Source organism: Bradyrhizobium sp. B097, from assembly GCF_038957035.1.
In the GTDB taxonomy this organism is placed as follows: domain Bacteria; phylum Pseudomonadota; class Alphaproteobacteria; order Rhizobiales; family Xanthobacteraceae; genus Bradyrhizobium.
Map to the genome: position 1 here is coordinate 8,542,340 of NZ_CP152412.1, position 12,908 is coordinate 8,555,247.

The 12,908-nt window shown below is 64.7% G+C and carries 11 protein-coding genes; 7 read left to right on the forward strand and 4 right to left on the reverse strand.

Annotated elements, in window-relative coordinates; genetic code table 11:
- Nucleotides 1-75 precede the first annotated feature (75 nt).
- The 4 genes from AAFG07_RS39330 (at nt 76) to AAFG07_RS39345 (ending at nt 5,618) form a co-directional block, all read left to right on the forward strand.
- The gene (locus AAFG07_RS39330; RefSeq protein WP_342724942.1) at nt 76-1,305 is read left to right on the forward strand and encodes an ABC transporter substrate-binding protein; all 1,230 of its coding nucleotides are present in this window, start codon (nt 76-78) and stop codon (nt 1,303-1,305) included.
- 160 nt (nt 1,306-1,465) lie between these two features.
- Nucleotides 1,466-2,692, forward strand: coding sequence for an ABC transporter substrate-binding protein (locus AAFG07_RS39335; protein WP_342724943.1), 1,227 nt, complete (start codon nt 1,466-1,468; stop codon nt 2,690-2,692).
- 190 nt (nt 2,693-2,882) lie between these two features.
- A complete protein-coding gene (locus AAFG07_RS39340) occupies nt 2,883-4,115 on the forward strand; it encodes an ABC transporter substrate-binding protein (protein ID WP_342724944.1) in 1,233 nt (410 codons plus the stop codon).
- A gap of 219 nt (nt 4,116-4,334) precedes the next feature.
- Nucleotides 4,335-5,618, forward strand: a complete 1,284-nt coding sequence (locus AAFG07_RS39345) for a glycerate kinase (RefSeq protein ID WP_342724945.1) — start codon at nt 4,335-4,337, stop codon at nt 5,616-5,618.
- Between the two features lie 138 nt (nt 5,619-5,756).
- Here AAFG07_RS39345 and AAFG07_RS39350 read toward each other — a convergent pair whose 3' ends face one another.
- Nucleotides 5,757-6,275: a MarR family transcriptional regulator gene (locus AAFG07_RS39350; RefSeq protein ID WP_097676731.1), complete on the reverse strand. Its 519-nt coding sequence runs from the start codon at nt 6,273-6,275 to the stop codon at nt 5,757-5,759.
- A gap of 180 nt (nt 6,276-6,455) precedes the next feature.
- Here AAFG07_RS39350 and AAFG07_RS39355 point away from each other — a divergent pair, with 180 nt between their 5' ends.
- Genes AAFG07_RS39355 through AAFG07_RS39365 form a run of 3 tightly spaced genes read left to right on the forward strand, consistent with a single transcriptional unit; the run spans nt 6,456 to nt 9,999 of the window.
- Nucleotides 6,456-7,496, forward strand: coding sequence for a branched-chain amino acid ABC transporter permease (locus AAFG07_RS39355; protein ID WP_342724946.1), 1,041 nt, complete (start codon nt 6,456-6,458; stop codon nt 7,494-7,496).
- Between the two features lie 5 nt (nt 7,497-7,501).
- On the forward strand, nt 7,502-9,271 hold the full coding sequence (locus AAFG07_RS39360) for a branched-chain amino acid ABC transporter ATP-binding protein/permease (protein ID WP_342724947.1): 1,770 nt from the start codon (nt 7,502-7,504) through the stop codon (nt 9,269-9,271).
- Complete coding sequence (locus tag AAFG07_RS39365) at nt 9,268-9,999, forward strand: ABC transporter ATP-binding protein (RefSeq protein ID WP_342724948.1); 732 nt, start codon at nt 9,268-9,270, stop codon at nt 9,997-9,999. Before AAFG07_RS39360 ends, AAFG07_RS39365 begins: the two co-directional genes overlap by 4 nt.
- A 413-nt stretch (nt 10,000-10,412) precedes the next feature.
- Here AAFG07_RS39365 and AAFG07_RS39370 read toward each other — a convergent pair whose 3' ends face one another.
- From AAFG07_RS39370 to AAFG07_RS39380, 3 genes are all read right to left on the reverse strand, one after another.
- A complete protein-coding gene (locus AAFG07_RS39370) occupies nt 10,413-11,564 on the reverse strand; it encodes an ABC transporter substrate-binding protein (protein ID WP_342724949.1) in 1,152 nt (383 codons plus the stop codon).
- An 88-nt stretch (nt 11,565-11,652) separates the two neighbouring features.
- A complete protein-coding gene (locus AAFG07_RS39375; RefSeq protein ID WP_342724950.1) occupies nt 11,653-12,072 on the reverse strand; it encodes a thioesterase family protein in 420 nt (139 codons plus the stop codon).
- A gap of 63 nt (nt 12,073-12,135) precedes the next feature.
- A complete protein-coding gene (locus AAFG07_RS39380; RefSeq protein WP_342724951.1) occupies nt 12,136-12,897 on the reverse strand; it encodes an SDR family NAD(P)-dependent oxidoreductase in 762 nt (253 codons plus the stop codon).
- Nucleotides 12,898-12,908: the final 11 nt, after the last annotated feature.

Genomic DNA, 12,908 nt, shown 5'->3' on the forward strand with positions numbered 1-12,908 from the left:
AATGCCGAAAGGAGCCGCAAAGTGCTCCCACTCCAAAAATCGTGACACATTCACCGTGATCCAAGGGAGATCAAAATGCCTGCTATCCGTTTGCGGTTGGGGGCCTTTTCGGCTGCCCTCGCATTGCTCGCGGCGACCGCGAGCCCCTCAGCCGCGCAGAAGAAATACGACATCGGTGCCTCCGACAGCGAAATCAAGATCGGCAACATCATGCCCTACAGCGGAGCGGCGTCCGCCTATGGCGTGATCGGCAAGACCGAGGAGGCCTATTTCCGTAAGATCAACGCCGAGGGCGGCATCAACGGCCGCAAGATCACCTTCATCAGCTATGACGACGCCTACACGCCACCGAAAACCGTCGAGCAGGCGCGCAAGCTCGTCGAGAGCGACGAGGTGCTGCTGATCTTCAATTCGCTCGGCACGCCGCCGAACTCGGCGATCCAGAAATACATGAACCAGAAGAAGGTGCCGCAGCTGTTCGTCGCCACCGGCGCCACCAAGTGGAACGACCCGAGGGAATTTCCCTGGACGATGGGCTGGCAGCCCAACTACCAGAGCGAGTCCATCATCTACGCAAAGTACATCCTGAAGAACAAGCCCGACGCCAAGATCGCGGTGCTCTACCAGAACGACGATTACGGCAAGGACTATCTGAAGGGCTTCAAGGACGGGCTCGGCGCCAAGGCAGCGTCGATGATCGTCGCCGAGGACAGCTACGAGGTGACGGAGCCGACCATCGACTCCCACATCGTCAGGCTCAAGGCCACCGGCGCCGACGTGTTCTTCAACATCACAACGCCGAAATTCGCGGCGCAGGCGATCAAGAAGAACGCCGAACTCAACTGGCATCCGCTGCATTTCCTCAACAACGTCTCCGGATCGATCGGCAGTGTGATCAAGCCCGCGGGCTTCGAGAACGCCCAGGACATCATCTCGTCGCAATATTTCAAGGACCCGACCGACCCACAGTGGAAGACCGACAAGGCAATGATCGCCTGGAACGAGTTCCTCGATAAATACTATCCGGAAGCGAACCGCGCCGATGCCTCCGTGATGTACGCCTACATCGTCTCGCAGGGCCTGGCGCATGTGCTCAAGGCGTGCGGCGACGACCTGACCCGCGCGAACGTCATGAAGCAGGCGGCCAGCATTCGCGATTACGAACCCGGCGGCCTGTTGCCGGGTATCAAGGTCAACACCTCGGCGACCGATTTCGCGCCGCTCTCGCAACTGCAATTGATCCGCTTCAAGGGCCAGACCTGGGAGCGCTTTGGCGACATTTTGAGCGGCGACGTCGGCGGCTAACCCGGAATTGTCGACTAAAGACGAGAGCCCCTGCGGCGTTGTCGCAGGGGCTTTCCATTGAGGCGGGCCGCCTGAAATGCTAGTCATTGCAGCCAAATAACAGAGCCCTCGAAACAAGAGGGCCGCGACACATCGTCTGACAACAGGGAGAGAGACATAGATGTCCGCCACCAGAAGACTTGCGGTCCTCGGCGCCGCGCTCGCGCTCATCGCGACATCCAGCAGCGCTGCGCTTGCCCAGAAGAAATACGACACCGGCGCCAGCGACACCGAGATCAAGATCGGCAACATCATGCCCTACAGCGGACCCGCCTCCGCCTACGGCATCATCGGCCGCACCGAGGCCGCCTATTTCAAGAAGATCAACGATGCCGGCGGCATCAACGGCCGCAAGATCAACTTCATCTCCTATGATGACGCCTACTCGCCACCGAAAGCCGTGGAGCAGGCCCGCAAGCTGGTGGAAAGCGACGAGGTGCTGCTGATCTTCAACTCGCTCGGCACGCCGTCGAACTCGGCGATCCAGAAATACATGAACTCCAAGAAGGTGCCGCAGCTGTTCGTCGCCACCGGCGCCACCAAGTGGAACGATCCGAAGGACTTTCCCTGGACCATGGGCTGGCAGCCCAACTACCAGAGCGAGACCCAGATCTACGCAAAGTACATCCTGAAGAACATGCCGAACGCCAAGATCGCGGTGCTGTTCCAGAATGACGATTACGGCAAGGACTATCTGAAGGGTCTGAAGGACGGCCTCGGCCAGAAGGCCGCCAGCATGATCGTCGCCGAAGAGAGCTTCGAGACTTCCCAGCCGACCATCGACAGCAACATCGTCAAGCTGAAGTCCAGCAACGCCGACGTCTTCATCGACATCGCGACGCCGAAATTCGCCGCGCAGGCGATCAAGAAGGTCGCCGAGATCGGCTGGAAGCCGACCCACTTCCTCAACAACGTGTCGGCCTCGGTCGGCAGCGTGATCAAACCGGCCGGCTTCGAGAATGCGCAGGACATCATCTCCGCCGCCTACCTGAAGGACGCTTCCGACAAGCAATGGGACAATGATCCCGGCATGAAGGAATTCTACGCTTTCATGGCCAAGGACTTCCCCGAGGGCGACAAGCTCGACGGCGGCACCGTGGTCGGCTTCGGCGTGGCGCAGACGCTGGTCCAGGTGCTCAAGCAGTGCGGCGACAACCTCACCCGCGAAAACATCATGAAGCAGGCGGCGAGCCTGCAGGACTTCCGCACCGAAGTGCTGCTGCCCGGCATCAAGATCAACACCGCCGCGAATGATTTCGCCCCGATCAGCCAGTTGCAGCTGATGAAGTTCAAGGGCGAGAAATGGGAACTGTTCGGCGACGTCATCAGCGCCGACGTCGGCGGCTGATTTCCTGCCGACAATCGACTGACATTGGCCCCCTGCGATACCGTCGCAGGGGGCTTTTCATTCACCATGGGCCGACCGGCCCGGGCGATGCCTGCTTACACTTTGCCCGGCAATGCGCTAGGAAAACCGGCAAGAACCGAAGAGAACCCGGCGCCCTCGCGCGCCGGCAACAACAAGGAGTTTTCGGGAAATGCCGAAGCCGATCCGCCACCTTATTGCAACCGCCCTGCTCGGCCTCGCCGTCGCCGCCGTGACCGGCAATGCCGCGTGGGCGCAGAAGAAATACGACACCGGTGCGACCGATACCGAGATCAAGATCGGCAACATCGTGCCCTATAGCGGCCCGGCGTCGGCCTATGGCGTGGTCGGCAAGGCGATGACCGCGGTGTTCAAGAAGGTCAACGACGATGGCGGCATCAACGGCCGCAAGATCAATTTCATCTCCTATGACGACGCCTATTCGCCGCCGAAGGCGGTCGAGCAGGCCCGCAAGCTGGTCGAGAGCGACGAGGTGCTGTTCCTGTTCGGCACGCTCGGCACCGCCTCCAACACCGCGATCCAGAAATATCTCAACGCCAAGAAGGTGCCGCAGCTGTTCGTCGCCACCGGCGCCACCAAGTGGAACGATCCGAAGGCGTTCCCATGGACCATGGGCTGGCTGCCGAGCTACCAGAGCGAGTCGCGGATCTACGCAAAATATCTGCTCAAGGAGAAGCCCGCCGCCAAGGTCGCGGTGCTCTACCAGAACGACGACATGGGCAAGGACTACCTGAAGGGCCTGGAAGACGGCTTCGCCAGCGATCCGGCGCGGATCGCCGCCAAGGAGAGCTACGAGGTTGCCGAGCCCACCATCGATTCCCATGTGGTGCGGCTGAAATCCGCCAATCCCGACGTCATCATCTTCTTCACCACGCCGAAATTCGGCGCCCAGGCAATCAAGAAGCTCGGCGAGATGAACTGGAAGCCGGTGACGATCGTCTCCAACGTCTCGGCCTCCACCGCGACGGTGATGCGCCCCGCGGGCCTCGACAACGCGCAGGGCGTGATCTCGGCGGCCTACGCCAAGGACGCCAGCGATCCGCAGTGGAAGGACGACGCCGGCATGAAGGCGTTCGACGACCTGCTCGCCAAGTACATGCCCGACACCAACCGCGCCGATGCCTCGGCGATGACCGGCTACAACATGGCAACCACCATGGTCGAGGTGCTGCGCCGCTGCGGCGACGACCTCACCCGCGCCAATGTGATGAAGCAGGCGGCAAGCCTGAAGCAGTTTGCGCAGGGCGGCCTGCTGCCAGGCGTGACGCTGTCGACCGGGCCTGCCGACTTCCAGCCGATCGAGCAATTGCAGCTGATGCAGTTCAAGGGCGAGCGCTGGCAGTTGTTCGGCGACGTCATCAGCGGCGAAGTCGGCGGAAACTAAAGCCGGGACGGGTATTGCTTCGATCGAAGCGGTCGCGATCTTCCCTTACCTCTCCCGCTTGCGGGGGAGGTCGGATCGCATCAAAGATGCGATCCGGGTGGGGGCTTTCTCCGCAATACGACTCGTGGCAGCACCCCCACCCTAACCCTCCCCCGCAAGCGGGAGAGGGAACAGAGCATGCCAGCCTACCCACGTTCCGGCTCTCGCGAAGGTATAGCCATGACCGACCGTCGTCCCTTCCTGCGTTCGATCTTCGATGCCGCGGTGGCGGCTGCGCATCCCGATGTCGTGCTGGCATCGCGGCTGCGGCCGGCGCCGAAGGGACGCGTGATCTGCCTCGCTGCCGGCAAGGGCGCTGGCGCCATGGCCGCGGCGGCGGAACGGCACTATCTCGACACGCTCGGCCTCGTACCGTCGCGGCTGGTCGGCATCGCCACCACGCGCCACGGCCATGGCGTGCCGACCCGTCGCATCAAGGTGGTCGAGGCCGGCCACCCGGTGCCCGATGAAGCCGGCTTGCGCGCGGCCGACGATACGCTGCGGCTGGCGGCGGAAGCCACGCCCGACGATCTCCTGCTGGTGCTGCTGACCGGCGGCGGCTCGGCGAACTGGATCGCACCCGTCGAGGGCGTGAGCTTTGCCCAGAAGCAGCAGGTCAACCGCGCGCTGCTGCGCTCCGGCGCGCCGATCGGCGAGATGAACATCGTCCGCAAGCATCTGTCGCGCATCAAAGGGGGGCGGCTGGCACGTGCCGGCCAGCACGCCGCCGAGATCGTCACGCTGGCGATATCAGACGTGCCGCATGACGATCCCTCCGCGATCGCCTCGGGGCCGACGGTGCCGGATCCGACCACGCTCGCGGATGCCCGCGCGCTGGTCGCGAAGTACAACCTCTTCGTCGATGACGCGGTCCGCCGCGCGCTCGACGATCCCAGGAATGAGAGCTGCAAGCCGGGCGATCCCGCCTTTGCGCGCGCGACGTTCGAGCTGCTGGCAAAGCCCAAGGCCTCGATCGACGCCGCGGTGAAGGTCGCGCAGGACGCCGGCTACGAGACCATCGCGCTCGGTGCCGATCTCGAAGGCGAAGCCCGCGACGTCGCGGCCGGGCACGCGCGGCTCGCACTGAAGGCCCGCAGCGAGGGCAAGCGCGTCGCGATCATCTCCGGCGGCGAGCTCACGGTGACGGTGCGCGGCAACGGCCGCGGCGGCCCCAACCAGGAATACGCGCTGGCGCTGGCCGACCTGCTCAAGGACACGCCCGACATCTCGGCGCTCGCCGCCGACACCGACGGTGCCGATGGCGGCGCCGGCAGCGCGACCGACCCCGCCGGGGCCGTGATCGATCAGGCGACATTCGCGAAGATGAAGTCGCTCGGCCTCGATCCCGGGGCCTATCTTGAGAACAATGACGCCACGGGCTTCTTCGCGCAGACCGGGGATTTGCTACTGACGGGACCGACGCTGACCAACGTCAACGATGTGCGCGTGATTTTGGTGGATTGATCCACGCGTCATTCCGGGGCAGCCCGAAGGGCTGAGCCCGGAATCCATTCAGCCGCGAAGCTTGCGGCGCAATGGATTCCGGGCTCTCGCTTCGCGAGCCCTCAGGTGCGCGATTGCGCACCGGGGAATGACGACGTATCAAAACTCCTGCGCGAGCTTCGCCAGCATCTCCAGCAACGCGGCGTGGTTGGCCGGGCCGAGCACCTCGATCAGCCGCGCCTCGTGCTTGTTGGCAACCAGCTTCTTGGCGCGCGCCAGCACGGCACGGCCCTTGTCGGTCAGGACGAGGATGTGGGAGCGCCGGTCATTGGTGGAACGCATCCGCGCGCAAAGGTCGCGGCTCTCCAGCGCGTCGAGCATGGCGACGAAATTCGGCCTGAGGATGCCGAGCGTGTTGGCGATCTCGGTCTGGTTGCGGCCTGGATTCTTGTCGAGCAGCAGCAGCACCGAAAACTGCGCCGGCGTCAGCTGCAGCGGCGCGACGCAGCGCAGGAAGTCCTCGAACACCTTGAGCTGCGCACGCTTCAACGAATAGCCGAGCAGTCCGGACAGTTCGCCCAGTTGCAGCATGCTGTCGTCACCGGCAGGATCGACCGGTTCCCTGCGCAGGGCCCGCGACGATCTGACGGCATCGGAGGCGGTTTTGGAAACAGTCATCGCTCCAGGCTCGCAATCCCGGTACAAAAAACCCCGCGGGACGCTCGGGGACCTTGAGATTATATCTAATAATCGTTATGCACCATATCAAATATCGACGGCTATCAACAGCCGATATCGGCCGACCCGACCGGCACAGCCGGCTGCGGCGGTCCGACGCTTGAGGGGGAGCGCTCGGCCTTGAACACAACGATCATGCTGTTCCTGCTGCAGGACGGCATCACCAATGGCGCGATCTACGCACTGCTCGGGCTGGCCCTGGTGCTGGTGTTCGCGGTGACGCGGGTGATCCTGATCCCGCAGGGCGAATTCGTCACCTATGGCGCGTTGAGCTACGCCATGCTGGCGACCGGCCATGTGCCCGGCACCGTGCGCCTTGCCGTCGCGATGGGCCTTGTCGCGTTCGCGCTCGATCTGTTCTTCGCCCGCAAGGCGCTGCATGCCCGGCTGGTGCTGCGCTCGGTCGCGCTCAATATCGTCTTTCCCGCAGCGCTGCTCGGCCTCGTCTATGCGCTGGTTGGTCCCCATACGCCAATTGCCGTCAACATTGCGCTGGCCCTCTTGATCGTGGCGGCGATCGGGCTGTTTCTCTACCGCATCGCCTTCCAGCCGATCGCGCACACCTCCGTGCTGGTGCTCCTGATCGCCTCGGTCGGCTGCCATCTGGCGCTGCAAGGCTTAGGCTTGGTGTTCTTCGGCGCCGAAGGCCTGCGCGCCCCGGCGCTGTCGAGCGCCGCGGTGACCGTGGGTCCGCTGCGCTTCACCGGCCAGAGCCTTGCTGTGTATGCCCTGACGGTCGGCTTCATCGTGGGGCTGTGGCTGTTCTTCGGCTACACCAAGACCGGCAAGGCGCTGCGCGCCACCGCGGTCAATCGCCTCGGCGCCCGTCTGGTCGGCATCCGCACCACGCTGTCGGGCCAGATCGCATTCCTGCTCGCCTCTTTGATCGGCGCGATTTCCGGCATCCTGATCGTGCCGATCACGACGCTCTATTACGACACCGGCTTTTTGATCGGCCTGAAGGGTTTTATCGCTGCCATCATCGGCGGCCTGGTCAGCTATCCCCTGACCGCGGTCGCGGCCATCGTGGTCGGCATCGTCGAGGCCTTCTCGTCGTTCTACGCCAGTAATTTCAAGGAAGTCATCGTGTTCACGCTGATCCTTCCCGTCCTGGTGCTGCGCTCGCTCGCAGCGCCCCAGGTTGAGGAAGAGAAGGATTGAGCGCGATGACGCAGCGGCTCCCTCTCATCATCTTCGCGTTCGTGATGGCGGTAATCCCGCTGCTGCCGGGCATTCCGCCGTTCTGGATCGTGCTGCTCGACAATATCGGCCTCGCCGCGCTGGTCGCGATGGGGCTGGTGCTGCTCACCGGCGTCGGCGGCCTCACCTCGTTCGGACAGGCCGCGTTCTGCGGCTTCGGCGCCTACACCACGGCGGTGTTGACCACCGCCTACGGCGTCTCGCCGTGGCTGACGCTGCCGGCTTCGCTCGTGGTCAGCGGCATTGCCGCGGTGCTGCTCGGCATCGTCACGGTGCGGCTGTCTGGCCATTACCTGCCGCTCGGCACCATCGCCTGGGGCATCGGCCTGTTCTACCTGTTCAGCAAGCTGGAATTCCTCGGCCGCAACGACGGCATTTCGGGCATTCCGCCGCTCTCGATCGGCTCGTTCAAGATGCTGAGCCCGGACACGATCTATTACGCGATCTGGGTCGCAGTGCTGCTCTCCGCGCTCCTGACCATGAACCTCTTGGATTCCCGCACCGGGCGCGCCATCCGCGCGTTGCGGCGTGGCCATATCGCGGCCGAGGCGTTCGGCGTGCAGACGCCGCGCGCCAAGCTGCTGGTGTTCATCTATGCCGCGGTGCTGGCCGGCCTGTCCGGCTGGCTCTACGCGCACTTCCAGCGCGCCGCCAACCCGACGCCGTTCGGCGCACAGGCCGGCATCGAATATCTGTTCATCGCCGTCGTCGGCGGCGCCGGTTACGTCTGGGGCGGTGTGCTCGGCGCCGGCATCGTCGTGATCCTGAAAGAGGTGCTGCAAAGCTACCTGCCCTACATCTTCGGCGGCCAGAGCCAGCTCGAGACCATCGTGTTCGGCATCATGCTGGTGCTGCTGTTGCAGCTCGCGCCGCAGGGCGTTTGGCCCTGGCTGATGTCGCACCTGCCGTTCAAGCCGACCCGCAAGACGCCCGACACGTCGGTCAAGCTGGAGCACCGCGAGCGGGCGGCGGGGACGTCTCCGGTCCTGCTGCACATCGACAAGGCGCGCAAGCAGTTCGGCGGCGTGCTTGCGGTGAACGATGTCTCGTTCGACGTCAACGCCCGCGAGATCGTCGCGCTGATCGGCCCGAATGGCGCCGGCAAGAGCACGACCTTCAACCTGATCACCGGCGTCCTGGGCGCAACCGGCGGCAAGATCTTCGTGCAGGGCAAGGAGGTCGAGAACGCGCCGCCCCAGGAGGTGGTCAAGCTCGGCGTCGCCCGCACGTTCCAGCACGTCAAGCTGGTGCCGGACATGACCGTGCTGGAGAACGTCGCGATCGGCGCGCATCTGCGCGGCAATTCCGGGGCGATCTCCAGCATGCTGCGGCTCGACCGCGCTGACGAGGCGAGGTTGCTGGCCGAAGCCGCGCGGCAGATCGAACGCGTCGGCCTGTCCGAGCAGATCGACCAGCTCGCGGGCTCGCTGTCGCTCGGGCAGCAGCGCATCGTCGAGATCGCGCGTGCGCTGTGCGTCGATCCGATGCTGCTGTTGCTGGACGAGCCGGCGGCCGGGTTGCGCCACATGGAGAAGCAGCGGCTGGCCGCGCTGCTCCGGCAATTGCGCGACGGCGGCATGTCGGTGCTGCTGGTCGAGCACGACATGGGGTTCGTGATGGATCTCGCCGACCGCATCGTGGTGCTGGATTTCGGCACCAAGATCGCCGAGGGCACGCCGGCCGCGATCAAGCGTAACCCCGACGTGATCAAGGCCTATCTCGGAGCCGCCGCATGAGTGCGCTGCTGACGGTTGCCGACGTCCATATCGCCTACGGCAAGGTCGAGGCCGTGCGCGGCGTCTCGCTCGACGTTGCAGAGAACGAGATCGTCACCATCATCGGCGCCAACGGCGCCGGCAAGACCACGCTGCTCAACGCCATCATGGGCGTGCTGCCGCTGCGGGGCCGCACCACCTTCGCCGGCGTCGACATGGCGCCGCTCGACATCGAGGACCGCGTCGCCACGGGCCTGAGCCTGGTGCCCGAGCATCGCGAATTGTTCGGCACCATGAATGTCGAGGACAATCTCGAGCTCGGCGCCTTCCGGATCGCGAAGGCAACCGCGGCAACCTCGCTGGAGCGGGTCTACACGCTGTTTCCGCGGCTCAAGGAGCGGCGCAAGCAACTCGCCGGCACGCTGTCCGGCGGCGAGCAGCAGATGCTGGCGATGGGCCGCGCGCTGATGGGCGCGCCGAAATTGCTGATGCTGGACGAGCCGAGCCTCGGTCTCGCCCCGATCATCGTCGCCGACATCTTCCGCATCGTCGGCGAGCTCCGCGCAGCCGGCGTCTCGGTGCTGCTGGTCGAGCAGAACGCCCAGGCCGCGCTGCAGATCGCCGACCGCGCCTATGTGATGGAGCTCGGCGAGTTCGTGCTTAGCGGCTCGGCCAGGGACATCGCCGCCAACAAGGGCGTCGCCGCGAGCTATCTCGGCTTCCAGCTCGAAGGCGAGAGCGCGATCTAGGGCAGATGGTACGTACGCGGATGGATCGCCAACCGGGTCAATGTGAGGGAATCACCGGCTGTAGGGTTCCCTCCCCCCTTGCGGGGGAGGGTTAGGGAGAGGGGTACCACACGGCATGCTCTCGCAGTTGCGTTTCAACTACGCGCGAACGAGATTGCGATAGCGACGATCCCGTCGATCATCCTGCCCGGGGCTTACCCCTCTCCCCACCCCTCCCCCATCGCAAGTCGGGCCTGCCCGACTTGCGCAAATCAACTATGCGCAACCGGGGTAGACCCCGGTTGCGTGGGAGGGAGCCCGCGCAACGTGCCCACCTTACGCAATTTCAGATGAGATGACTCTCGAGGGGAGGGTCAAGAAAAAGCCGGCCCCTCATCGGGACCGGCTCTTCGTTTCCGCAGATCGCGACCAGCTCACATCGCCGGGACGTATTTGCCGTCCTTGACCGTGAGCAGGATGCGCGAGCGGTCGTCGAGGCCGTAGCGGTCCTTTTCGGTCCAGTTGTAGACGCCCTGGCTTGCGACGATCTCCTTCTCGGAGATGAACGCCTGGCGGATCGCCTCGCGGAATTCCGGCGTGCCGGGCTTGGCGGTCTTCAGCGCCGTCGGGATGATGCGCTTCAGCACCTCGAAGGCGTCGAAGGAATGGCCGGCGAACTGGCTGCGGCTGTTGGCGCCGTACTTGGCTTCATAGGCCGCGTTCAGCGTCAGGCCCGGCTTCTTGGTCAACGCGCTGTCGGCTTGGGTTTCCGGCGACATCACCGGGCCCGCCGACATGATGACGCCTTCCGCGGATGCGCCCGCGATGCGGATGAAGTCCATCGTGGCGGCACCGTGGGTCTGGTAGATCAGGCCCTTATAGCCGCGCTCGCGCAGCGCGGTCTGCGGCAGCGCCGCGGCGGTGCCGGAGGCGCCGACCAGGATGGCGTCGGGATTGGCGGCGACGAGCTTCAGCACCTGGCCCGCGACCGACGTATCCGGACGCGCGAAGCGCTCCTCATCGGTCATGGTCAGGCCCATCGGCACGGCCTGGGCCTTGAAGTCGTTGACCCAGAGATCGCCGTAGGAATCCGAATAGCCGATATAGCCGACGGTCTTGATGTTGTGCGCCTTCATGTGCTCGTAGAGCACCTTGCCCATGATCGGAATCGACTGCGGCAGGTCGACCGACCACTTTGCGCGGGCCTCATTGATCGGGAACGGCGCGAGGCCGAGATGCGGGATGCCGGCCTCGTTGGCGACCGTCGACACTGCGATCGTCGTCGGCGTGATGCAGGAGCCCATGATGATGTCGGCCTTGGACTCGGTGACGAAGCGCCGCGTGTTGGTGGTCGCAGCCGTCGGATCGCCGGCGTCGTCGAGCACGATCAGCTTCAGCGGCACGCCGCCGATCTCCTTCGGCACGAAATCGAGCGCGTTGCGCTCGGGAATGCCGAGCGCCGCGGCGGGGCCGGTGGTCGAGATCGAGATGCCGATGGTGATTTCATTGGTCTGCGCCTGCGCGGACGCGCCCGGCAGCGCGAAAACAGCTGCGAGCGCTGCTGCGGCGAGAGTGGCCTTCCTCATTCATTCCTCCCTGCGGATATGTTTTTTGGGTTTAAACCAGTTTTGCGGGCCAATTCAGCCCCTTCTTTAGGTCATGAGGGGCTGCAAGTCAGCCCTTCAGGAAGCGGTCGATGACCTCCTGCGGAAATGGCGCCGATTTCAGCCTGGCGGGATCGTCCGGGTGGCGGCCGACCAGCACCCTTGTCTCGAATGCCTCGATCGCCAATGCCTCGCCCTTGAACACGCGGTGCACCACCTCGAAGCTCGAGCGCTTGATGCTCTCGATCCGGCTCTCGATGGTGATCCAGTCGCCATGGGTCGACGGGATGTGGAATTTCGCGCGCGTGTCGACCATGGGAATGCCGACCAGGCCGTATTTGTGGACGAGGTCCTGTTTCGAGCAACCGGCCGCTTCGAACATGATCGAGGTCGAGTCGTCGAACATCGCGAAGTAGCGCGGGTAGTAGACGATGTTAGCGGGGTCGCAATCGCCCCACTGGATCTGCACGTCGCGCCGATTGACGAACATGGTCTATCCTCGATTGACCGGGGTCGATCCGGAAGGACGTTTTGCGCTCTTCCGGATCATGCTTCAGCGTGGCGCCATCCGGAGCGCGGCATCGAGCCGCACCACTTCGCCGTTCAGATAGGGATTGTCGATCATGTGCAGCGCCAGCGAGGCGAACTCGTCGGCCTGCCCGAGCCGGCGCGGGAACGGGATCGCGGCAGCGAGCGAGTCCTGCGCCTCCTGCGGCAGGCCGGCCAGCAAGGGCGTCATGAACAGGCCGGGCGCGATGGTCAGCACGCGGATGCCGAATTGCGCAAGCTCGCGCGCGATCGGCAAGGTCATCGCGACGATGCCGCCCTTGGAGGCCGAATAGGCCGCCTGCCCGATCTGGCCGTCATAGGCCGCAACCGACGCCGTCGAGATCACGACGCCGCGCTCGCCGGTCGCGAGCGGCTCGAGCTTCGCCATATCTGCTGTCGCCAGCCGCAGCATGTTGAAGGAGCCGATCAGATTGACCTTGATCACCTTGTCGAAGTCGGCCAGCGCCATCGGCCCCTCGCGGCCGATCACGCGCTTGGCCACTCCGATGCCGGCACAGTTCACCAGCACGCGGGCCGGACCGTGCGCCTTGGCGGCAGCAGCGACCGCGGCTTCGGCAGCGGCCGCATCGGCAACGTCGCAGACCACCGGAATGCCGCCGATCTCGGCGGCGACGCTCTCGGCGAGCTTGGCGTTGAGGTCGCAGACCGCGACCTTGGCGCCCTGCGCAGCCAGCTGGCGCGCGGTCGCCGCGCCCAATCCCGATGCGCCGCCGGTGACGATGGCGGCCTGGTCCTTCAACTGCATGGCATTCTCTC

Excerpts from the sequence above, each read along its gene's own strand:
- AAFG07_RS39370 (WP_342724949.1), bottom strand. The coding sequence starts at position 11,564 with ATGAGGAAGGCCACTCTCGCCGCAGCAGCGCTCGCAGCTGTTTTCGCG.
- AAFG07_RS39340 (WP_342724944.1), top strand. The coding sequence starts at position 2,883 with ATGCCGAAGCCGATCCGCCACCTTATTGCAACCGCCCTGCTCGGCCTC.
- AAFG07_RS39365 (WP_342724948.1), top strand. The coding sequence starts at position 9,268 with ATGAGTGCGCTGCTGACGGTTGCCGACGTCCATATCGCCTACGGCAAG.
- AAFG07_RS39375 (WP_342724950.1), bottom strand. The coding sequence starts at position 12,072 with ATGTTCGTCAATCGGCGCGACGTGCAGATCCAGTGGGGCGATTGCGAC.
- AAFG07_RS39330 (WP_342724942.1), top strand. The coding sequence starts at position 76 with ATGCCTGCTATCCGTTTGCGGTTGGGGGCCTTTTCGGCTGCCCTCGCA.
- AAFG07_RS39360 (WP_342724947.1), top strand. The coding sequence starts at position 7,502 with ATGACGCAGCGGCTCCCTCTCATCATCTTCGCGTTCGTGATGGCGGTA.
- AAFG07_RS39335 (WP_342724943.1), top strand. The coding sequence starts at position 1,466 with ATGTCCGCCACCAGAAGACTTGCGGTCCTCGGCGCCGCGCTCGCGCTC.
- AAFG07_RS39380 (WP_342724951.1), bottom strand. The coding sequence starts at position 12,897 with ATGCAGTTGAAGGACCAGGCCGCCATCGTCACCGGCGGCGCATCGGGA.
- AAFG07_RS39345 (WP_342724945.1), top strand. The coding sequence starts at position 4,335 with ATGACCGACCGTCGTCCCTTCCTGCGTTCGATCTTCGATGCCGCGGTG.
- AAFG07_RS39350 (WP_097676731.1), bottom strand. The coding sequence starts at position 6,275 with ATGACTGTTTCCAAAACCGCCTCCGATGCCGTCAGATCGTCGCGGGCC.